This window comes from Collinsella sp. TM06-3 (assembly GCF_003436395.1).
In the GTDB taxonomy this organism is placed as follows: domain Bacteria; phylum Actinomycetota; class Coriobacteriia; order Coriobacteriales; family Coriobacteriaceae; genus Collinsella.
Map to the genome: position 1 here is coordinate 72,601 of NZ_QSPG01000008.1, position 22,313 is coordinate 94,913.

The following is a 22,313-nucleotide window of genomic DNA, read 5'->3' on the forward strand; positions in this document are numbered from 1 at the left end:
TCACTCTTCTAGTCCTTCGAGCTAGCCAAGACACAGCCGATGCAAAGAGGGATAAAGATGATGGCGAGCACAATGCCCCAGGCGGTTAATGTAATCGTAATGATGGATGCAATAGCGCTAGCGATGCCATATCCAAAAATCAACGATGCCGCGCAGGCAAGCATCTCGGCACCATACAGCAACACCATGTTTGAGCTTGCGCGGTCCAGCAAGGCATCCGCGCGGCCGAACCATGCGATAAGGGCTTTGTCGCCACGATAGCGCCCAGGACCTTTGAGCTCATACCATTTGACAATGCACGCCAGGACGCATCCAGAAACAAGCGCAATCGATGTCACCATGAGGAAAAGGCCCACGATCATGAGGAGTTTGTCCCCCGTGACCCCGCCGTCGATATAGCACTCAAACCCACGACATACGGCAAGCACGGCCAAAAGCGAACAGGCGCTCAACGAGCCAAAGCGGCGCGACATCCGTCCGCAAAACACAGGTGCCTTGCAATTGCACCCAGCACCTGCGCAGAGGCACCAAATGGCATGGTATACAGGATACAGAGCAACGAGCACGGCCGCGGCCATCGACACCCGGTCAAGCGTCTCCATTCCCGACACAATATCCTCCGCCGTTGGAGCCTCGTAGGGATGATCGAACAGGTCAGGCGTGAACATAGGAATCTCACCTTTCCAGATGTACGACGGTGCAGTAAAGGAAATGATGCCGTTCACAGCTAACGCCGCGACAGCAATTAGCAACGCGCCTTCGGCAATCTTGGTGATGCTCGACTTGTGAGAGACGGACACATTTTGAATAGAAGTATTCATGATCTTCCTTTCAGAGAGACCCGATTGGTTGGTGATTGAGTTTTGGGGTGATTGGCGTAAAGAACGGGACTGCTTAGAAGTCCCGATAAAACAGCAGGTCGGCTTGACCGCCTACGAAGAAAGAAAGACTAACAAGCTATATCGAGGTCATTACGACTCGAATACTCGACGCCAACGGCGTCATGCGCTGAGATCCGCGCAAGCGAAACCGAACGGACCGGCGAGACCACCGGATAGTCCTCAACGCCCCACTCGAGCTCAAAGCCCAGACGAGCAAGCTCGTCACGACAATTGTCGAGCATGAGCTCATAGGCGCTTTGACGGGCACAGTCTTCAAAGAAGCCGAGCCCGCGCTCCTCAGAAAGACCCACCTTCAGCTCATCACAGATGGTCATAACTTCGCAAACGATATCTTCAAGCTCATCGCGCTTGGTGGAATTAACCAGTTCAAACAGGGTGCCGTCGAACATTTTCCGTCCTCCTTTGGACTTCTTTCTTGCTCGACTCCTATTGAACACGGCAAAGTGGCACAATGGCACAAAGTATATTTGATTTTGAAAGTTGTGCTGGTTTAAGAAATATGCAAGGTGCCAATTTAATAGCTCTGACCTGGCGTGTTAGGGCTAGCTTCATTCGGTTTGACAGAGATACCTCTTTGCATCTCTGTTGCAAACAACTGACAAACGCAAAACCCGATAAGGATCAAGAATGTGAAGGAGCGGAATTCGAACAGCATTGGTCTGCAAAAGAGCTGTTAAACGAATTCCTAAGAATTGATCTTGAGAAGTTCTTTAACGAAATGTCCTCTTGGTATGCCGAATATCGTAACGCCCATTCAGTGCCCGTTCCACACCGTATCTTTAATTCGCTACGGCGAATACAGCACATTCTAGAAGCTCAATATCTCGAAGGCTCAGATAATAAAAAAGGTGCCACGTGTTTTCCTCCGCTTTGTTCGAGAATAATTGACGCAGGCGATGACCTCGACAAATGCCGTATCGAAAAGGCAGATATAACGCATGAGCTCGCGGAGGCAGTCAAACAAGCGCTTGATTCCGCAATAAGCGGCGGCTATTCGGACGGTATCTACCAGCTCTTCTTCAATGCTTGCTCATTGTGCATCGATTCAGTTTATCTTGATGAAATACCCGATGCCTATTTGCCCTCGAAGGTTTTCTCTCTTTGGGCAATAGAGTGTGGGAACATCGCGAGAGTTACTATTCCGGCTCTTGAGTTACTAAGCAGTAACGATGCCGACGATTCCGTTGCACCTAATCTGGCCAGTTACATTGAAATGGTCTTTGACCTAAATAGAAGGCCCGAGCTCGCTCGCGGAGGCGAGCACTCAATTGTCCACCACCCGCTGGCGCTTAAAACGCCAGAAACTAAAAGGGAGTTTTATAAGACGCACTTCCACGTTCAATTAGTTGATAACCAACTAGCCATCGATATCCATGAGTTGGCAGTAGCCGTTCTTGGCGACATCATCATTGATTGTCTTAGCTTATCCAAGAAGATAAACGAACCTTCTTATCGGGATGACCTCAGCAGCTACGTTTCATTATTCGCGAAGCTGCTTTCTACCGGAGAATCCATCCTGGATGTCGCTAATCAAATTCGCCGTTTTGGGGAACTAACGTCCTCAAAATGCACGAAACATGCAATCGCCGGCCCAATGGTCCAGGACCTCAATAGCCTCAACTCTCTGGCACTCAACCTGATTCAGAACAGGCTCTACAACAAGGTGGAGTTATCGAGGAACGGCGAAAACACAATCGGCATCATGCGGTTTATCGTAAATGACGGAAAGTACCTTGTTGTCAACATCAACGACAGCGACGCAATGCAAGAAGCCCTCCATTTCCAGCACTTGATAGACCGCTCCCACTCATTGATTCATTCTTTTCTTCCGGAATCATTCTCGGTTTTCTATGCGCATCTACTATGCGAAGCCCTGCGATCCGGGGCACTTCCGACAAAATGCAGCACATGCAACAAACCCTTTTTCCCAGCTGGCAACAATAGCAAGTATTGTTCTAGATACGACAACGAAACGGGCATGTACTGCAATCCCGCAAGTAATACAAAACTCAAGCTTGGTAAAAAGCCGCCCCATGCAACTGCCGTCAATTTAAGACGCAAAGCAGATACTGTCAGCGGGAAAGACGGGCACAACCCGATGGCTACTAACAAAAAGCGACAGCTATATTTTCAAGAACTAGCCAATGCCGTTGACCACACCCTTGGACCTTATTATCAACGGTCCCCTCTCGTGCCGAAAGCACTTTACGAAGAGTGGCTCAAGGCAATCAATCGGCCCAAAAACCAACCTAGCACTCAAACGCCTGAAGCGTGCGGTTATCCTCATCCCGTTATTTGGAACGGTTCGCTAGAGGATGGCAGTGTAATCGTCGACATCACGACCCAGTCAGCACAACTAGGCACCCTTCCAGAGCTCTTGGACAAACTCGCAAAAAAGAATGCGGGTCACTGTCGCAAATCGGATAACGGATGGTCAATCTCTAAATTCGATCTGGTTGCCTCCGTCATCTCATTAGAGCTAGAGGCTGACAAGACCAGAAAGAAGAGCGCGAGAACAATTGAGCATCTCCCCATCCCCGGTTTATCCGGTTACTGGGATTGCCTATCCGACAGAAATGATCGCTCCTCGGACGCAACGCCATTAACAAAGGAGAGGCAGACGACTACAACGAATCCCCGATTTAATTTAAACATGAACCCAGACAGTAGCCGGTAGACGATCTTTTAGCACAGAGGATAAGGGAATGTGACGCCGGAGCGAACCGCAGGGCACCGCGAGGCAACCAAACTTACTAGTCCGAGAATCGTAGAAGCTCGTCCATTCCGGAGTTCACCTTGGCCCGTGCCCAATCAAGGTTACTTTAGTTGCGCGTGGGCCATCTTCATATCCAGCACAAACCTTCGAACCTCGTCAGCTGAATGAACTAAGTTATTGCAAGGAGGCTTAGCGTCTAGGTATTTAAGTCCGTTATCGTCATTGCCGAGAACGCCTGCAATCCCGAGAACCCCCGTCTCCCCATCCTTATATTCCTTTTTAAATGTCAGCAATACACACGGAATGTCCAAATCTCTCGACAACTTAAGAACGGGTTGCCATGTAAACGTATCCTCCTTGTAATAACGAGATGGATCATAAGTCTCGATTGGATTTTTCTCCGTACATCTTATTTCGACAATCGCCTCAACACTGCCGTCCGGCGCGAATATAGCTCCATCGATATTGCCGCCCCACACCATGCCATGGCTCTCAAGCAGTTTGTCAAAATAACTGTTCTGAATATACTGTTTTCTAAATCTTTTTGTCTGAGGCGTTTTCTTTTTTTCAGCCCACCATTCTATAAATCTATCTTCTGTGCACAGGCGTTCTGTAACCACCTTTACACCGCCCAAACGCTCTTCGTCCACATCCAGTTGAATGGCTCGAATAATCCCTTTGTCGTCCGTTCCATGAATCCAAACCGAAAATGGAACACCGATCGCATTTGCAAGCCTGACTTTACGCGTTAAATCTGATGCTGGCAGGAGTATTTTTAGCAAAGCATCGCGTGCGAACCCCTCGACTTCAAAGGCCTCAACCGCTTCAGTAAACTCCCCGCTCTTGCCAATCAACAGCCCCTGCAAGTCAGTCATTCCTAATTTAGAAGTTATTGTATTGCGAAAGGCAGTAACATTACCTTCGCTATCACGCCGCTTAAACGCTAGCCCACGAGTTGTTCTTTCATCCATCCCAAAAGCTCCTTCAGCGAGTTAACAGTGATATATCTATCTAAAGACAAATCGGGCCGTCTGATTCGGCCATCGCCGCATGAGATAAAAGCCCCTGCTCAAATGCACCAGGAAACGTAAATGCACGTTGACGATTCGGGGAGTCATCGAACGCAACTGAGATCAAGCCGCCATTGATCCGCTTGACCGTTCCCCCGCCGAGGCCCTTGTGAATAACGCGATAGCCCGGAACGACCTTGCTGTAGTCGATCGCCGGAGTTTCTTCGGCAACGTCATCGTTCAGTTCATCGGGATACCCGGTGAGATACCAGGCCTCCTTGAACTTGGTTGCCTTGCCGCCGCTCGGCTTGAACGTGAAGTCGGCGCCGCGGTCGCGCAACGTCCCCATCGCCGGAGCGAGCTCGACGCCGCCGAGTGCCCATAAGGCACCGGACTTCTCGCGCTTGTCGACGAATTCGATACCGCGGTTGGTGAGGACGTCCGCGACCCAATCCGTTTTGGTCGACACAGTGGTCGACACAGGCTCCGCCGATGCTTTCGGTTTCTCCGTTTGCTGTACAACTTTTTGTTGAGCAACCTTTTGGACGACAGGAAATTTCCCAATTTGCTCGACGGGGCGCGTGACGGGTTCGGCGCTGGTGAGGTCGATGGCAGAGCCGTCCGGCGCGATCATCGACTCCTGCTGTTTCGCGGCGAGGTAGTCGTACTCGGAAAGCGTCGTGTCGTACAGGCCGACGCGCTCGCCGGCGTGCTTGTTGACACCGGTGTAGACAAGGCTCGCGTCCTCGTAGCGTCGGAACTTGTAGACCGCGTCATTCATCAGGGGTGCATTGAAGACGCCCAGACCGACGAGGAGGTTGAAGTCATCGACGGACAGGCCGGTGACCTTCTTGAACAGCCCAGGTTCGAGCTGGGTGATTACGTCGTGCAGCGTCTCCTCGCGGTAGTCCGTGAGGTACATGAAGACGGGGATTCGGGTCGCGAACTTGATCAGCTTGGTCTGGATTTCCTTGCGCTTGCTCTTGAACTCCTTCTCCTCCTCGGTGAGCTCCTTCTTCTCTTTCGGGGTAAGACTCTCCCCCTTCTCCTTCTTGACCTTCTTGACGGCCTCGGACTTGTTGATGATCGTCTTGATGTCATCGTTGAGGCTGCGGAAGCCCTCGATGTTCATGAGGGCGTTAATAGCCTCGTCGTTTGCGAGCAGGCGGCGCAGGGTGTCGTTGTCGACGTTGACCAGCAGCGCGGACTCCCAGCGCTTCGCGAGGAGCGTCGCCGACGTTCCGGCCATGGCGATGTCCAATACCTCGGCGGCGCTGATCTCCTTCATCCTGCTGCCGTCATAGGCGAGCACCGGCAGGAACTTGACGAACTCGTCGACCTTCTGCTCCGGACCCTTCTTGGGGTCGGTGGCGAGCTGCGTCGAGTAATCGGAGACCATCGTGAGGGCGCGGTCGAGCGCGAAATCGAATACGTAGCACTCGTTCTTGATGATCTGGGTGCGCCCGTCGTCGTCCTTGACCGTCCACGGCGACTGCACGCGGAACGCGGTCTGGAAATAGGTCTCGGCGCTCTTGACGTTGGAGAGCATGAACACGCCCGTCCACGGTTTCACCGTGACGCCGGTCGTCAGCTTGCCGCATGAGAGCGTGATCGTGCGGGACTCCAGCGGTTCGCGCATCGAGCGCTGCACGGGCGGCAGGGCGTCCAGGCCGATGCCGGCGGCGGCACCGGCGCAGACGTTGATCTTGAAGTCATGATAGAAGGTGTTCTGGCGTTCCTTGAGGAGGTTGGCCATGGCGTAGCAGCTCGCGACGTTCGGCAGGAACCACAGGGTGTGCCCCAGGACGTTGAGCAGGCGGATATCGGAGAACGGCATGGCCGGCTTCTCGCCCAGCTTCAGCTCGTCCTTTGTGGCCGGCATGTGCTGGCCGCGCATGAGGTCGAGCCACATCTGGACGTGGTCCTTGAACTTGAACTGGGCGTCCTCGCCCTCCCCCTCTGCGGAGAAGAACACGTTGAGGTCGAACTGGTTCGTCTCGGTGTTCAGCGCGATGCGCTTGATCTCCTCCGGCATCTGGTAGGTGAGCATGACCATGCGCGGGAGCGATGCGTACGGGTTATCACCGTCGGCGGGGTTCCAGTTAGCCTTGGCCTCCTGCTCGTCAGAGTAAGTCCAGTTGAAGATCTGCTCCTCGATAAACTCGCCGCTGTTGAGTGCGCGGAACGGGGTTCCGGATAGGAACAGGAAGTACTTGGTGACGATCGGCAGCCACGTCTCGTCCTGCTCGTTGCCAGTGACCTTGACCTCCTCATGGACGGCCTTCTCCTCGTCCTCGTCGATCGAGTCAAAGAGCTTCTTGGCCGTTTCCCGCCATGCTCCGAAATGGTACTCGTCGAACACCACGAGGTCCCAGTCTTCTAGGCGCACCCACTCGTGCCGGGCCTTGATATTTCCGTTGGAATCTCGACCGAGATAGTCTTGGAACGAGCCAAAGCAGACGATCGGGCGCTGGGGATCGCAGTCCTCATATTGCTTGCCGCCGCGACTGACGAACTGCCAGCCCTCGAAGTCGACATGGCGGTTTAGGTCCTCCTGCCAGGCACTCTGCACAGCGGGCTTGAACGTGAGCACGAGGACGCGCCTCATGCCCATCGACTTCGCCAACTCATATGTGGCGAAGGTTTTGCCAAAACGCATCTTGGCGTTCCAGAGGAACTTGGGCGTGCGTTGCGAACCCTCGGCGGTCACAGACTCGAAGTACTCACGCGTGCGACGCACGGCCTCGGCCTGCTCAGGTCGCATGCTGAAGTCCTGGTCGCGCGCCTCGTCGTTCTCGGTGCGGTCGCGCACGGCGATCCAGCCGGCACGCACTTGGTCGGGCGTGCAGCGATACCACTCGCCATTGATGTTTTCGCAGCCGTGGGCCTCGAGCCAGTCATGGACGGGATGATCTAGGAAAAAAGTGCCGTCGTCGCGCATCGCGGACTCGGCAAACTCGATTTTGTATGGCTTTTTCTCAGGTTGCAGTACGGGAAACTGCTCACGTACGCGTTGCTCAACGTCCTTGGCCGTATAGCCGACCTTCAGGATTCCTTTGTGGTTGGGATCAGTATCGGAATAGGCATAGATGGCCGGATGGGCGTCAGGGCGCTGAGGGAAGAAATCTTGCGTAGGCATAGCTATTCCATTCCGGGAATCGAGCTGCACACATCGTCTATCTCAGACTCGTCTAGCCCATACTTTTCAAATAGTTCTTCATCAGTCCAAGCATGGCTCCAGTCTTGGACCGGAACGAATTCAAACGCCTTCGGAGCCATATCCTGCGTGGCCGTCCTGGTTGCAACAAGATATCGAACGAAACGCGTCTTCAGATACTGAATTAAGTTATTTGCCTCAGAAGCAGATGCACCAAGAACAAAAACGTTATATGTGTTCGAACTGCATGACCCCGGTTCAGCAAGTTTCGGCTTTCCGAGAATTGTGCCACCGGGATTGCCGGCTCGCGGAATAAGAACCTTGTACTTTTGGACATCGCCGGCGTTTCGCGTGACATTCTTCTGTTCAATCCAGCACTCGCCATGCGCGATATACACCTTAGTCGCGAACGCGCCCGTCTTGTTCTTTTTAACTGGATATGACGAAGATCCGTCAGCGGTCTGGAGAGAACCGTCGGTACCGTTCCATAGGGCGCGAGTGTGGAACCCAAAGTAACGGCCCGCGTTTAATTCTTCCGAAAGCGGCTTTTCCTGCATGCTGCGTATCTTCTTTAAAATGGATATCTGTTTTGAACTCCTAATGAAGGTTTCCATCCCGTCCTCCAGTAATGGCCTCTCATCCATCGAGACGTCGTTACCGTCATGCGAGTAGACACGACAAAGCCCCCTATGGTCTCGATCCCAAAGGAAATAACAGACACCGCCTTTAATCTCGACACCGGGAAAGCAATCTGACGCATTCACATAATCATGGAGCTCCCTGATGCGGTCGTCATGCAACATCTCAGCTCTAAACGAATCTAATCCTCTGCCGCCGGCATACCACCTCGCGGGAATGATCATCGTTAAATAGCGGGGGCTTAGTTTCATGCCCTGCTGGACAAACTTATGGTAAATCGGCATCGCACTGGCGCCATTGCCGCCATCGCTTAACTGATAAGGAGGATTGCCAATTACTACGTCGAATTTCATAGGAAACAGTTCCCCTGGATTATCTTGATGGATGAATTCATACGCATGGGTTTCAAGTTCGGCATCGCGTTTGTACTCTTTCTCCGAGGCACCACAATACCGACACCTGCCATTAAGCCATTTGTGTTCGCAACGTCCGTACCTGATATTCCCGTCAGAGCTATCAAATTCCACCACTGAATAGCGACTGTTAGCATATTTGGAACAATATGCACTGCGACGAGACAACAAGCCCGTCAGCTCTGTAAGTGCGACACCGTAGACTTGCTTCTTGAGAATATGCTCAAGGCGCTCATCGAGAACGGGATAATCATCCTGCAGCCCCTCGATGAGGCGCTTGGTTATTTCACGAAGAAAGACGCCGGATTTGCAGGATGGATCAAGGAAGGTGGCTTCCGGATCCGACCAGATTTTCTTCGGAAGCATATCTAGCATTTGGTTGGCCATCTCGGGCGGGGTAAAAACCTCATCGCTCGATAGATTCGCGAGGCATGACAAGACGTCAGGATTGTACGTTGTGTCGTATAATCCACTCATGCTGCAGCTCCTATCTGATAAATGCTCGTCAAAGGATATTCCCGAATCGGCAGAGGAATGTATGCCTTAACGCTTTCGTCGTATTCCCATTCCGACGAAGGAGAGCCAGAAGAACCAAAAAGGCTCATTTGCTGCCGCTGCCCCTCAAGAAGTTCGTCAAGGCGAAAATCGCGGCGCTTGACCCTATCCCCCATCGCCAAAGACCACTCAGAGAAGATGATTGGCTCGTCGGTATCTTCCTGACTCTCGTCCACAAGACGCATCGAGAGAGCATTACCGCAAAGGATGTTCATATCAATCACAGTGCGGATTGTATCTAAGAATGCGGCGTTGACGCGACCTTTCGCCACCTTGGCATATTCTCCGATGAACTGCTCAAAAAGACGCTTGCGACAGGCTGCAGCGTTGTCAGACAGGAGATCCACGCCGTAGAGAGAGGAAACCGCCACAAACGCATGTCGTTCGTAGTCAATAGATGAACTGCCGTAGCGCCTTTTCACGACCTCAAGCTTGCGGCGCAGAACTTCAGCAAGAAAGTTACCATCGCCACAGGCCGGCTCCAAGAACCGGGAATCGATGCGCTCGCACTCACCCTCTACCATGTCGAGCATTGCATTAACCTCGCGTTCGTTGGTGAATACCTCACCATGGTCGACGACACGCTCTCTTGATTTAATCTGTTTATCCACGACCGCGGCCCCTAGCATACAATTTCCCTCAATGGTACGGTCACCATTCTCGCATGTTCGCGAACTTACTTAGCCTTACAATCCTGCCTTGCCTCCTCAATAGTCTCAATATGATCCAGGGCACACAGCAGCCTTGTCTTCTTTAGCTCAAATTGAAACCTAGCGACTGAATACACCAGTAAGCCAACTAGAACAGCCGCCGGAAACAGAGATGCATTCAAGTTACCGAAAAAGGGTATTGCTTTTTGATTAGCCCATCCAAAGACCTTAAAGCCGGTTGCAACTGTTAAGACCAAGCCAATGACGGTGGGGCTCCAATCCGTATAACATGTCTTTTCAACCGCCCACTTAACTATCCCGCATTTCTTGTACAGACCAATGTTCGTGCCTCGTCCATCCGGAGAAAAGTCCATCTCCGTAATTAGATCGATTAATTCAGCCTCACTGTAGCCGCTTTCCTTGAATCTTTTAATGAAGAAACCTCCTGGTCCAGGACCACAGATAGGACGGTTTACACGAAACAGTTCCTTATAGGCGATTTCCATTGTTAACTCCTTAAAGTACGGGTGCCATTTACGCTATCGTTCTATCATTTCGTCCGGACAGATTTTTATCGGACTGCAAGCAACCATTCACAAGGACATCCCGTTCAGCAAATCCTCGTCCGGTTGCTCACCGCGCTCCTCATATCCGCGCTCAAGCTTTTTCCCAAGCGCCGCAGCGCAACGCTTCGTTTCATCGGCAAACAGGTCATCGATAGCTCTGTCGATTCGCACGCAGGTCTGCCGATGCTCGTTTTTCCAGGGCAGGTCGAGTCCCAGGCTCTCGTCCCAATAGCCGCCAAGCTTTGCGTTGAACACTTCCTCGGGATATAGCACGTCGCTGCGGATGCCCTCAACCGTATCGTCCTCGTCCATATCGGGAGCAGCACCGCCCTGTTCAAGATACCTGCGCAGCTCCTTTTCCTCCCGGATGCAATTCAGCACGCTCGCGCATACCGCAGCCAAAAAGCGGTAGCGCTCGCATAGGTCCCACTCGCCGCCGAGCCATACGCGATAGCCCAACATAACGCTCGCGGACTCCTCGCCCAGCGGGAGCAACTCCCACGAATACACATCGACAAGCGCATCTTCCCCTAGCCTTTGCACGCCGTCGCGCGTAAAGGCGCACGGGCTCACATCGTAATGGCCAAAGCTGCGACCTGCACCACGGCGATTGATGACGTGCTTGGGCAACAGGACGATCTTGTCGCTGGGCTCGGGATCAATCTTGCGCAGCTTTTTGAGCTTGCGGCGGGCGCGCTTTAGGCCGCGATCGCTATCGCCGCGGCCGCAGCCGCCCGGCTTGCCGCCGTATCGCAGGGCAACCTCGCGTGCCAGGATCTTTGTGTCCGCAGCGCACAGCAGGTCGCTCACGGTGGGCAGATCTTCCCACTCAATACCGTCGACATCCCAAATCCTGCTCATGTTCAACCTCTTTCTGGCTGTTCAACTACGTGCTCATTCGCCCTGTTTAACGTGCTTGTAAGGCATGCGCCCCACTAGAGCGCTTTCTTGCTGGGCGCAATCACTTCGTCCACCAGGCCCAGTTCTAGGGCGCGTTTGGCGTTACACCAGCAGTCGCGCTCGGTGAGCTCATGGAACTCCTGAGCGCTCAGGTTGCCGTGCTCGGCCAGTAGCTCGTCCAGCTCGGCACGCATGGCTGCCGCATGCTGGGCCACAATCTCGATATCGGTCTGCTGCGCCATGCCCGTGCCGCCCATTAGCTGGTGAATGAGCACCTGCGTGTGGCGGTACACCTGGCGGTGGTCGCCGCAGGCCAAGATCACCGCGGCCATCGAGGCCACGACGCCCTCACCCACCGTGATCACGGGGCAATCGAGCGACTGCATGGTGTCGATGAGCGCCAGCCCCGCCGTAACGCTGCCGCCCGGGCTATTGATGATGAGGGTGATGGGCTCGGCCGCGCTTTGATGTTCCAGCACCAGCATGGACTTAATAAGGCCGTTGCAGGTCACATCGTTGACCTCGCCCTCCAGCAGCAGCACGCGGCTGTTAAGCAGCTCGCTTGCCATATCGACGGCGGCAACGCGGCCGTCCTTGGACTTCTTGATGATGCTGGGCTCACGATACATAACGGACATGGCAATTCCCTTCTAAACGGAATCGGTAAGGAGGCAAAAACTGGACCGCACGGCTTACGGCTAACGGAAGCCGTGCGACAAAATATGCAAGATGGGATACACAAAGCTGCAGGGACTAATCCCTTAGCCACTTAGCTGCATTGGGATGGTCGTCGCAAAAGTACTTCTTGGCGCGGAAGGGACGCATGCCGGTCACCTTGACCAGGCAATCGGTGCGAGGCATAAGCCCAACCTCGCCTGGGGTCATCACGCAACCGCGCACATCTACGGCAGTGCGCTCGGCGCCCACGTACTTGGTGCCCAAAACCGACTCGCCACACAGTTCGCTTATGTAGTTCTGCGTCGCGATGTTGCTGCCGCCACCCATATAGACCAAGCTATCGCAGTTATCGAGGATGGTAAGCGCCGTTGATTTGCCGTACACGACATCGAGCTGGCTCAGCGATTGCGCACACATCAAAAAGCTAATGCCGCGACTGCGCACGGTCGCAATGCTGCGCTCAAAATCGGGGATGCGTCCCACATTGGGAAACTCATCGAGCACAAACTGCACGCGACGCTGCAAATGGCCGCTGGGGCTGGCATCGGCACGGCGCTGGGCAAGGTTAAACAGCTGCTTAAGGGCAACGTTCGCAAGCCATGCATTAGCCGAATCGTTGTCGCTCACTTTAAGATCGATCACGCGCTTGCCCTCGTCAATACGATCAAGACGCATCTCGTCATTCTCAAAAACGCGCATGAGCTGAGGCGTCTTAAGCCGCGAGATAGTTGCATTGAGCGTGATCAGAATACTCTTAAGCGTCCTATCTGCCGCACCTCGAAAATCGCGATACTGCTCAACGCCATACAGATCAGCGTTCTCCGCACCATACTTATCGAGAAACTCCCTGGACTCTACCTCTTCTACAAGGTAGTCCAACGGGAATCGCCCCTCACCATCTCCCGTAACCTTGATGAGCGCAGCCAGTTTAAAGACGTTGTTCATCTTAAGGTAGCGGCGCGGAGCCTCAGGATCCCCGCCTGGCGCAAATGTGCCAGCAAGGCACTCCAGGAGGAACAGGATTCCAACAATCGCTCGAAGCAGCAGGTCGTTCGCGTTGTCCCAAAACGGGTCGTTCCTAAAGCTGCGCCTGTCAGGATCGATCCCCTCCATGATTGCCGCCACCGTGGTGGGGATATCCTCGACATCCATCACGTAGCGCAGGGGATCGTACCCGGACGACCGCTCGGGATTGATGGTGTCGAGAACCGTTACCTCGTAGCCGTCCTCTTCAAAGCCTTTTCCCGTGCGGCGCAGTAACTCGCCCTTGGTGTCTGTGACCACATAGCAGCACTCGTGGTGGTTGAGCAGGTTGGGCAAAACGAAACTCGCTGTTTTGCCGCTACCAGTACCGCCAAAGGCAAAAACATTGTTGGACACGCTTGTCTCCCAGTGCTTGTCGCCCTCGTAGAAAGCCACCGTGGCACCTTGCGCCAAGATCACATCGCGCTGCTCATCGCCGGATGACAGCGCCTGCATCTCCTCCTTAGTCGCCCACTTCTTGGTCTGATACTCCGTTTGCTGCGCGGCCTCGTAGCCGTACATCTTGATGACTGACATGGCGTGGCTCCTTTCTTGTCCGTGACGTTGGTGGTTGTTAAGCAATGCGATCGACACCGTCGTCCTCATTGAGCTGTGCCGAGCGCGACGACTTGGTCGCGTGGCCGATCAGGCGCTCGGCCTGCGCCAGATAACTCTCGCGAGCAGCAGTTGAAACCGTCCCGTCGCGCAGATACGCAAGCAATGCATTAATCATCAGCTTGTCGAGCAGGTCGTATCCCTTGGCCCGAGCGCAGTTGAGGAGGTAGCGGTCCTGAAGCCCCCGTACCTTAGTTGCCAAATCGATTTCCATCTTTTCCTCCATGTAATAAAAAGTGTGTCGTTCGTCCAAAAGTGCCTCAAACGGGCGTTTGACGCATAACTCAAAGTTGAAACGCGGACTCGTATCGAACACGCGTCGTTGCACCTTGAGGTAGCGCTTATAAAACATGACGGCATCATCTTCATCCGCCGTAAAGCCACGCGATCCATCGCGGTGCAGCCGGTCGTAAGGCTTTTTGCTATCGATATGGCGCACGAATGGGGACGGAATATAGGCATCCTTCTTGACGTTGTACTTCATCCCTGTCGTAACCTGCTCAAACAAGAGAACGCCAGCTGACTTAAAAGCCGCATTACATCCATGCCTAAACATGCTCACCACGGCTGCCACGCTGCCCATGCAGCTATCGCGCGGGGAAAAATACAGCGAAAGCAAAGCGAGCGTCGCAGCAGTCAAAAGCTCGCGGGCCTCGTGTACATCGGCTCGATACTGCTCGGGCACCAGCCCGGGAATATCGGGCGAGCGCTCTTCCAGCACGCCAACGAGCGATTTAGCCAGGCGCTCGACGTTCTTCTCGCCGCAGTACGGACACGGAAGTGGCAGCTCTGCCTTCCTGTTCACTTCGCACATACCGCGGAGATCCTCGTCGATCGCACTGAGGAATGCCTCGTAAATACTGTCCCGTTTCTTCATGAATGCTTCTTTCTATCCGGTTTCAGGTGGTTGATGTAAGTCTGTTCTAAGTTCTAGAATGTTCTGACGCTAGAACGATGATTATTGATCTAACCTGTAGTTTCATAAGTGAAATCATCCTGCTCGATTGCTTAGTTTGCCTAAAGGCTACAAAGCGAATGTATCAAGCAATTGCTATTGAGTTGGCTTTGGATTGCTTCGAGGATAGCACAGCGTGCTGTTCTCGTCATTAGAAATTTTAATATTTTTCTGCTAATATAAACCCACTGAGAAGAAAGGGCTCTATACATGCGTGAAACTACATCATCATTGCCACGCCTCACCGCCGCCGCCCTCTCGCGCGCGCTTAACCTGGAACAAGGCAGTCGCCTGCTCACTGTCCGTCTGCCTGGCGCTGTGGATGCCGAAGATCTCGCTAAGTGCTTTACCCTAAACGGTAACGGCGTGCCCGATATTTGTGAGCTTGAACCCGGAAAGCAGAATGCAAGCGATGATGATGCAGCGCCGGTGTTTGTCGATGCATCAAACTACTACCGCGCAAATAAGCACGATATCGAAAAAGACAGTGCCGCGCTCATCGATTATTTGGAGCCTGGCTACCTTGATTTTTGCGACTGGGGTCCTTTTATTTGGTGCCTGTATGCTCTCGCCCTTTCGGGCCGCACTCGAGCAGCCGTGGTACTTCCCGCCGATTTACTTGATAAAGCTGAACAAGCACGCACGATTTTGATACGCGAAGGGCTCATCGAGAGCGTCGTTTATTTGCCACTTTCCGAGCCCAGGCCCTACATGACAAGCGCGCTCCTCATACTGTCTTCAGGAAATCGCAGCGTTGCATTTCGCAGCGCAATTGAGCCCGGACCGCGTTTTCAATATGTGACTAAAACATCGTATTACTCTGATATCACCTTTTCTATCTCTCCTGACTGGGCCCGCATTGATACCAATACGCCAAGATCGACGCCAATCGAAACGTCCACTTTTGCCACGCGCGAGCTGCTCCAACACCACGCCGCTCTCTCAAAAGGCAAAATCAGCCTCATCGCCATCACCCGAAACTACAGCGCCACACTCGGTGACTCTTTTACGCGAGTCGCGCCATTCATGCCCCGCGAGAGCACGACATCGAACGACATTGACGCAGTCGAGGTGCGCCGAATCTCATCTCAAGATTTTCAGGACGGCAATCTTCTGCCCGTAGATGCTTCAGATAATCAAAATAGCTCGGATTCTAAATTCGTAAAGGTGGACCCCAGCGTTCTCGATCGTTATGAGCTCCGCGCTGGAGATATCGTCATGCCGCGCATGCTGGGTCGCTACGGCGCGTCCAACCTGCTCGTCGTCAGCTCCGATGACGCTAAGCAGCATCTGGTTGCTTCGCATAACACCACCGTCATTCGCCCGTCATTCCAAACGATGACCGAAGATGAGCGCGTAGTGTTTTCGGAGATAATTGTTGGATACCTTACCGAAGGCCACGGGGCGCAGCTGATTCAAGCATTAACTGAAGCAGCCAGCATCCGCGCCATCCGTCCTAGCGACCTGTTTGAGATCGAAGTCCCGCCGGCGCTCGACCCGCGCACACGCGAGTATAGCGAATCCATCAACCGCTTTGCCGAGGTCGTAAGGACAAAGAAACAAGCCGAGGCCACTGTCGCCCAAGCCCAGCGCGACCTCGAAGGCGCAAAAAAGGCCGTCACCCAGGTGGTCGACCAGACCTGCGAATAGCGCATAGGCAGTAGAAACGTCTTAAGCCGGCGACAGGAACTAATTCTGCCGCCGGCTTAACTATCTAGCCTATTCCCATCCCGTGGTCTGAGGATTCCATTTGCACACATTCGCCGAATGATTAAAGCACGGTGTATACAACCGATTGACGACCTCTTCTGCCCCAGCAATGTTCCCCGCGAGATCAAGTACCCCCGCCTGCCTCGCCATCTTTACGTACTGTGCAGAACCATTTTGTTTCCACCAGAGAGGCGCCACGAACTCTTCCGGCATTGCCACTTTGCGGGCAGACGCTTCTTTCTCGACCCTCTCGACAAGCGTAGCCCCATCGACGAAGCAAGTTTTCGCGTACACCAAGATGTCGACTATATCCTTGATTCGCGATGAAGCACGGCCCTCATGCATCTCTATCATTGCGAGCAATTTATCTGCAAGGGCACTCTCCACTCGGCATACTCGATAGTCGCAGACTGGGAGCCCCTCGATATTCAGACGATCGATCGGCGCAAGAACCTCAGGCTCAAGTCCCCGCACTTCATCAATTACCAAGTCAATTGAAATTGGCTGTAGCTTCTTGGTTCCCATAAAGGGGGTGAACCACACCTTCGCACCGCACCGATACTCATCTTCTTCTTTGATTTGCTCTGCACGATCAAAGACGAACGAAACGAAATCCTCCAGATCAATCGAAGCAGCCTGCACCAGATCGACAATAGCCTCTTCGAGACTCTCCTCTTGAGCAACCAAGTCAATATCTCTTGTGACACGTGCATCGAGTGTTCGCGCCAGGACGCTTTGACCGCCCTTGAGCACAAAGCTGCCGTCATCTTCTGAAAAAACGCGACATAGGAAGCGATGAAAGTAGAAACCGACGATTGCCCGATTAGTATCCATTGGTGATTCTCTTGCGGCATTCCTAACAGCCATCTCCAATGCGGCAGGCGTTTTGTACTTCACCATGTCCTCCGTTTCGCATTACCCGTTCAGTACCATCAGCAAAGGCGCCATCAGCTCGCGTCGTTTGGCGGTTTTAGAGTTCTCCTCTACAAGATCCTTCAGCCGTTGTATATCGAGTCCACGTCCAAGCGCGTCGTGATAGGCATCGATAATTAATGAGGGATCCTCGCAATCGAGGCAAAGATCGACAAGCGTGCGCTCGGGTTTAGTTACCGGCAGGCCGTCGAGCCAAACGATGTCCCGCTCAGCAATCTCGCGCTTTACAAAAGAAAGGGATTCGTTTCTTGTATTGATACGCATGGGCGCGGTCATCCTGTAGGGGGACAGATAGAAATCGCCCATTTGCTGCAGGTTCGCCGCTGTCGTACCGCTCACGGCGATGCCATCCCACTGACGTTTTCTCTCCCACGCGCAAAGGGAGGGATTGGTGAGCTTCCAAAAGGCGTTGAGTTCGTCGGTGTCTCGGCGCTGCGTTCCAGACATCCGGTAGGCGCCGTGGCATATCCGTTCAAGACGCCCTGCGCGGCATGAGTGCGCCAGCGCATCTCGAGAGATGTCCATGCGAGCCGCCTGGGCTGTGGTGAACACGCCCTCGCTCTCGGAAAGCTCGCTTATCGCCGCTATGTTGCTAAAGTACTTCATGCTGCAATTGTAGGATATTTTCATACTTTTGCAACGTGATTTTTGATCCATTAGATCCGTTTGCCTTGTTTACCCCATTTCTGACGCCGTTTTGCACCGGCACCCCATCCCCCGCTATTGAGGTCTAATACTTTTCCGCGAAGTGAACGGCTGTTTTTGGACCCCTGAAACATCCGCATTTTTCGGCGGCAAAATCGTGGGATTTCAGCATTGAAACCGCAGGAAGCGGCACCTCTAAAGTGTCGATGCTTCGGGGGTCCGTTTTCACTCATTCACTTCTCGGAAAAGTATTAGACCTCGCTATCAGCTATCCCAAAGATCAGACCGCCCCTCCTTCACGCCACGCAAAACCTGCCTTTTCTGCCCCTGCCCGCCTCCGCACCACCCAAAAACTCATCCAACATTAATCTTGGCTCAAGAATCGCTTAATCTATAACCTGCACTATAGAGTTCGACCAAGGGCGGGGCGGCGCAACGCAAACCGCCGAACGCAACGCTCGCGCCCGAGCAAATTGCCCGGCGTCGCGCCCATCGAACGAAAGGACAGGTCATGGACGACCTCGAAAAAGTTGAAACCATCCGCACCAAGTGCAACGTGAGTTACACCGATGCCAAGGCGGCGCTCGACGCTGCCGACGGCAACGTTTTGGATGCCATCATTTGGCTCGAGTCGCAGGGCAAGACCCAGACCACGTCGGCGCATGCCGCCACCGAGTCCGCGCCAGTCGATGAGCCCTCTGCCGAGATGGTCGCCGCGCAGGTCGCTTACGAAAAGTCGAGCGAAAAGACCGACTTCTCCAAGAAGATGGACAGCGTGTGGGAGTACCTCAAAAAGCTCTTCCGCCTGAGTCTGGACACCAAGTTTATCGCCACGCGCCGCGATGCGATCATCCTCAACATTCCCATCCTGATCCCCATCGTCGCGCTGTTTGCCTGGGGCGCCACGATATGGCTGATGCTGATTGGCCTGTTCTTTGGCATGCGCTACCGCATCGACAGCGACGGTGATGTACCCGGCAGCATCAATAACCTGATGGATCACGCCGCCGACGCCGCAGACGACATCAAGCAAAATCTCAACGACGACAAGTAATCGCAGACGGGGGCACGTATGGCACGAATCCTGATTGTAGAGGACGAGGAGAAAATCGCCCGCTTTGTGACGCTCGAGCTGGAGCACGAGGGTTACCAGGTAGAGCACGCCGCCGACGGCCGCACCGCCGTGGACCTGGCGCTGGAGCGCGACTACGATCTGATTCTGCTCGACGTACTGTTGCCGCAGCTCAACGGTATGGAAGTGCTGCGGCGCATCCGCAAGCACAAGGATGTGCCGGTGATTATGGTCACCGCGCGCGATGCCGTGATGGACAAGGTGGCTGGGCTCGATGCCGGCGCCGACGATTACCTGACCAAGCCGTTTGCGATTGAGGAGCTGTTCGCACGGATCCGCGTGGCGTTGAAGCGCTCGGAGGCCATGCGGGCGGCTTCGGGCGTAGCTGGCGTCGGCGCCGGAGCGGGCATGGCGGGCGTCGCGGGCGAGAAGGCCACCGCGATGCCCCCGGCCAGTGACATGGCCCAGACCCCTGCCTCGCCCTCCCCTGCCACACTCACCGTGGGATCGGTTGCGCTCGACCCCGACCGCCGCGAAGTCACGGTCGGCGGCTCGCCCATCGCGCTCACGGCCCGCGAGTTCGACGTCCTCGCCCTGCTTATGGCGCACGCCGGCACCGTGCTCACGCGCGAGCGCATCGCGCATGAGGCGCTAGGCTACGACTACGTGGGCGATACCAACAACGTCGATGTGCACATCGCACATTTGCGCGCCAAGATCGAAGACGCTGGCGGCGCCCGCATCATCCAGACCGTGCGCGGGGTGGGCTATGTCTGCCGCGCATAACGCCGAGGCCAAGCGCGTCACCTCCATCGCCCGCGCCATCAACTGGGGCTATATGTGGCGCCGCTTGATGAGCTACGTCTGGCTCGATCTGTTGCTGATGGTGATTGCGGCGGCGATCCTCGTCTATGGATACAACCAGACGCTGCCCGACAGCGCGTTTACCGCAGGCTGGATTCCCGGCGCCACCGTTCACGGCATGTCGCTGACGCCCGCACGCGGCTGGGACCTGACAACGCTCACCTATACCGTCGAGTTTGCGCGTACCACCAAGACCTTCCCCCTCGCGCAGGACCTCGTCGCGCTATGGCCTCTCTACCTTGTCGTTATGGGTTGGCAGGTCATCAGCGTGCTCAACATGCTCGGCGGCGCCCGCCGCGTGCGCCGCACCATGGCGCCGCTCAACGACCTTGCCTTGCGCGTGGACGAGCTCGGCCGTATGCAGCTCTCCGGCGGCAAGATGGAAACGCTGGAACAGGCCATCGAGCGCGCAAGCGTCGACTCGCCGAGCGTCACCACCGGCGACGCCGACCTGGCAAGCATCGAGGTCGCACTCAACCGCCTGCTGCGCCAGATGCAAGAGGCCAAGCTGCAGCAGATGCGCTTTGTCAACGATGCGAGCCACGAGCTGCGCACGCCCATCGCGGTGATTCAGGGCTACGTGAACATGCTCGACCGCTGGGGCAAAGACGACCCGGACGTGCTGGCAGAATCCATCACCTCGCTCAAAGCCGAAAGCGAGCATATGCAGGAGCTCGTGGAACAGCTGCTGTTTTTGGCACGCGGCGATGCCGGTCGCACCGTGCTGCGGCGCGCGAATACCAACCTGGCTGCACTGGTCGGCGAGGTTTGCGAAGAATCACAGATGATCGATGCCGGGCACACGTATCGACTGGCCTTTGACGCTGCGCTTGTCAGCGACTCGCGCTGCGATGCGTCCGTCGATGTGGCGCTTGTAAAGCAGGCTCTTCGCGTGATCGTGCAGAATGCCGCCAAGTACTCGGATGCGGGAACGCCCATCTCGTTTGGCGTAGCGCCGGATGCGGGCATGGGCACGATCGACATAAGCGTTGAGGACGAGGGTATCGGCATGAACCAGGAATCCGCAGCTCACGCGTTCGAGCGGTTCTACCGCGCCGACAACGCGCGCGATGCCGGCGCGCAGGGCTCGGGTCTGGGGCTTGCCATTGCCAAGTGGATCGTCGATAGCCATGGCGGTGTCATCGGTGTGACCTCGGTCGAAGGGGTCGGCAGCCGCTTTACGATTCGCCTGCCACGGTAGGGATGCCCCCTCGTGGATCGAGGTCTAATACTTTTCCCGAGAAGTGAACGACCATATTCGGACCCCCGAAGCATCCGCATTTTTCGGCCGCAAAATCGCAGGATTCCAGCATCGAAACTGCAGGAAACGATGCCCTTAAAGTGTCGATGCTTCGGGGGGGGCTGATTTGTCTCGTTCACTTCTCGGAAAAGTATTAGACTTCGGTTTTTTGACCGTTGCAAAAGTCGATCCCTCGGCATAAATAAAGGGATAAGGCCATACGGCCCTATCCCTTTTTGCTAACTAAAGCAGCTCGTGCGCTACTCGCGGCACAGGTGCACGGCGAAGCCGGCGAACTCGCGCTTAAAGTACACGAGCTTGGTGCTACCGTCGGGCAGCAGCGCGCGCGACTCCTCGTTGACCTCGAGCCCGCGCTCGGCAAACCACTTCTCGGCCGCATCGATGTCGTTGACGGCAAAGCCAATGTGGCCCTTGGTGCCACGACCGTTCTGCTTCATAACCTCGACCAGCGAATCGTTAAAGTACGAAACCGGGGTCTCGATAACGGGCAGGCCCATCATCGTCGAGAACAGCTCCGCGATCTCCAAGGCGTCTGCCGGGTCGGCAGCGTTAATGCCCACATGGGCAACGCGCATACCAAAGAGCTCTACCGGATTGGCGTTCTGCTCACTCATGCAGGCAGCGCCTACTGAGCCATGACGTCAAGAACGGCCTTCTCGGCGGCAACGCGGTTCATGCCGGTCATGAAGGGCACGCCGCTCACGTACGGGCAGGTGAGGCCCTCGGGGGCAACGGTGGTGGCGATCAGCAGGTCGGCGCCCTCGTCGCAAGCGTCCTTGGCCTCGGAGATGGCGCACTGCACGATCTCATACTTGTCGGCGTAACCGTTGGCGTCGAGCAGGGTGGCGACCTTCTGGGCAACGAGCGTGGAAGTAGCAGCGCCAGCACCGCAAGCCAAAACGATTTTCTTCATAGGTAATGTCTCCCTTCATGGTTTACTTTAGGTAAGTGTACCGCAGCGAGCGATGGCACTCGGCCTCGATGAGCTTTTATGCCAGTTTGCTTGCGCGCCCTTGATTATCGACTTTATCCGAACACCTCCCACATTC

20 protein-coding genes are annotated in these 22,313 nt (G+C 54.9%); 5 read left to right on the forward strand and 15 right to left on the reverse strand.

The window, feature by feature from the left end; translation table 11 throughout:
• Positions 1-8: 8 nt before the first annotated feature.
• Together DXD56_RS05130 and DXD56_RS05135 are read right to left on the reverse strand one after the other, a co-directional pair.
• On the reverse strand, positions 9-821 hold the full coding sequence (locus tag DXD56_RS05130) for a hypothetical protein (RefSeq protein WP_117640403.1): 813 nt from the start codon (positions 819-821) through the stop codon (positions 9-11).
• A gap of 128 nt (positions 822-949) precedes the next feature.
• Positions 950-1,291: a hypothetical protein gene (locus DXD56_RS05135; protein ID WP_117640404.1), complete on the reverse strand. Its 342-nt coding sequence runs from the start codon at positions 1,289-1,291 to the stop codon at positions 950-952.
• 62 nt (positions 1,292-1,353) lie between these two features.
• Between DXD56_RS05135 and DXD56_RS05140 the strand changes: the two genes are divergently transcribed.
• A complete protein-coding gene (locus DXD56_RS05140; protein ID WP_147325182.1) occupies positions 1,354-3,579 on the forward strand; it encodes a hypothetical protein in 2,226 nt (741 codons plus the stop codon).
• Between the two features lie 140 nt (positions 3,580-3,719).
• Here DXD56_RS05140 and DXD56_RS05145 read toward each other — a convergent pair whose 3' ends face one another.
• From DXD56_RS05145 to DXD56_RS05185, 9 genes are all read right to left on the reverse strand, one after another.
• Entirely contained in the window at positions 3,720-4,589 is an 870-nt protein-coding gene (locus DXD56_RS05145; protein WP_117640406.1) for a hypothetical protein, read from the reverse strand.
• 40 nt (positions 4,590-4,629) lie between these two features.
• Positions 4,630-7,767: a DEAD/DEAH box helicase gene (locus tag DXD56_RS05150; RefSeq protein WP_117640407.1), complete on the reverse strand. Its 3,138-nt coding sequence runs from the start codon at positions 7,765-7,767 to the stop codon at positions 4,630-4,632.
• A gap of 2 nt (positions 7,768-7,769) precedes the next feature.
• Positions 7,770-9,314: an Eco57I restriction-modification methylase domain-containing protein gene (locus DXD56_RS05155; RefSeq protein ID WP_117640408.1), complete on the reverse strand. Its 1,545-nt coding sequence runs from the start codon at positions 9,312-9,314 to the stop codon at positions 7,770-7,772.
• Positions 9,311-10,003: an SAM-dependent DNA methyltransferase gene (locus DXD56_RS05160; protein ID WP_233524938.1), complete on the reverse strand. Its 693-nt coding sequence runs from the start codon at positions 10,001-10,003 to the stop codon at positions 9,311-9,313. Before DXD56_RS05160 ends, DXD56_RS05155 begins: the two co-directional genes overlap by 4 nt.
• Positions 10,004-10,068: 65 nt before the next feature.
• Positions 10,069-10,548 (reverse strand): hypothetical protein, encoded by a 480-nt coding sequence (locus DXD56_RS05165; protein ID WP_117640410.1) that lies wholly within the window; start codon positions 10,546-10,548, stop codon positions 10,069-10,071.
• A gap of 87 nt (positions 10,549-10,635) precedes the next feature.
• Positions 10,636-11,469: a hypothetical protein gene (locus DXD56_RS05170; RefSeq protein WP_117640411.1), complete on the reverse strand. Its 834-nt coding sequence runs from the start codon at positions 11,467-11,469 to the stop codon at positions 10,636-10,638.
• Positions 11,470-11,543: 74 nt separating this feature from the next.
• Positions 11,544-12,146, reverse strand: coding sequence for a ClpP family protease (locus DXD56_RS05175; protein ID WP_117637099.1), 603 nt, complete (start codon positions 12,144-12,146; stop codon positions 11,544-11,546).
• A gap of 115 nt (positions 12,147-12,261) precedes the next feature.
• Entirely contained in the window at positions 12,262-13,746 is a 1,485-nt protein-coding gene (locus tag DXD56_RS05180; RefSeq protein WP_158549339.1) for a VirD4-like conjugal transfer protein, CD1115 family, read from the reverse strand.
• 37 nt (positions 13,747-13,783) lie between these two features.
• On the reverse strand, positions 13,784-14,701 hold the full coding sequence (locus DXD56_RS05185; RefSeq protein ID WP_117637101.1) for a hypothetical protein: 918 nt from the start codon (positions 14,699-14,701) through the stop codon (positions 13,784-13,786).
• A gap of 288 nt (positions 14,702-14,989) precedes the next feature.
• Here DXD56_RS05185 and DXD56_RS05190 point away from each other — a divergent pair, with 288 nt between their 5' ends.
• The gene (locus tag DXD56_RS05190) at positions 14,990-16,429 is read left to right on the forward strand and encodes a hypothetical protein (protein WP_089573574.1); all 1,440 of its coding nucleotides are present in this window, start codon (positions 14,990-14,992) and stop codon (positions 16,427-16,429) included.
• A gap of 69 nt (positions 16,430-16,498) precedes the next feature.
• On the opposite strand, the gene DXD56_RS05195 is transcribed toward DXD56_RS05190, so the two are convergent.
• Positions 16,499-17,386: a nucleotidyl transferase AbiEii/AbiGii toxin family protein gene (locus tag DXD56_RS05195; protein WP_089573599.1), complete on the reverse strand. Its 888-nt coding sequence runs from the start codon at positions 17,384-17,386 to the stop codon at positions 16,499-16,501.
• Positions 17,387-17,404: 18 nt separating this feature from the next.
• A complete protein-coding gene (locus DXD56_RS05200) occupies positions 17,405-18,079 on the reverse strand; it encodes a type IV toxin-antitoxin system AbiEi family antitoxin domain-containing protein (protein WP_199408775.1) in 675 nt (224 codons plus the stop codon).
• Positions 18,080-18,578: 499 nt separating this feature from the next.
• Here DXD56_RS05200 and DXD56_RS05205 point away from each other — a divergent pair, with 499 nt between their 5' ends.
• The 3 genes from DXD56_RS05205 to DXD56_RS05215 are packed head-to-tail and all read left to right on the forward strand — an operon-like array spanning position 18,579 to position 21,204.
• Positions 18,579-19,121, forward strand: coding sequence for a DUF4342 domain-containing protein (locus DXD56_RS05205; protein ID WP_117640413.1), 543 nt, complete (start codon positions 18,579-18,581; stop codon positions 19,119-19,121).
• 18 nt (positions 19,122-19,139) lie between these two features.
• Positions 19,140-19,925 (forward strand): response regulator transcription factor, encoded by a 786-nt coding sequence (locus DXD56_RS05210; RefSeq protein WP_117640414.1) that lies wholly within the window; start codon positions 19,140-19,142, stop codon positions 19,923-19,925.
• Positions 19,909-21,204, forward strand: a complete 1,296-nt coding sequence (locus DXD56_RS05215) for a cell wall metabolism sensor histidine kinase WalK (RefSeq protein ID WP_117640415.1) — start codon at positions 19,909-19,911, stop codon at positions 21,202-21,204. The genes DXD56_RS05210 and DXD56_RS05215 overlap by 17 nt, the downstream gene beginning before the upstream one ends.
• A 299-nt stretch (positions 21,205-21,503) precedes the next feature.
• Here DXD56_RS05215 and DXD56_RS05220 read toward each other — a convergent pair whose 3' ends face one another.
• Both DXD56_RS05220 and DXD56_RS05225 read right to left on the reverse strand, forming a co-directional pair.
• The gene (locus DXD56_RS05220; RefSeq protein WP_117640416.1) at positions 21,504-21,878 is read right to left on the reverse strand and encodes a VOC family protein; all 375 of its coding nucleotides are present in this window, start codon (positions 21,876-21,878) and stop codon (positions 21,504-21,506) included.
• Between the two features lie 11 nt (positions 21,879-21,889).
• Positions 21,890-22,177 carry a PTS sugar transporter subunit IIB gene (locus DXD56_RS05225; RefSeq protein WP_117640417.1) on the reverse strand — a complete coding sequence of 96 codons (288 nt, stop codon included), beginning with the start codon at positions 22,175-22,177 and terminating at the stop codon, positions 21,890-21,892.
• Positions 22,178-22,313: the final 136 nt, after the last annotated feature.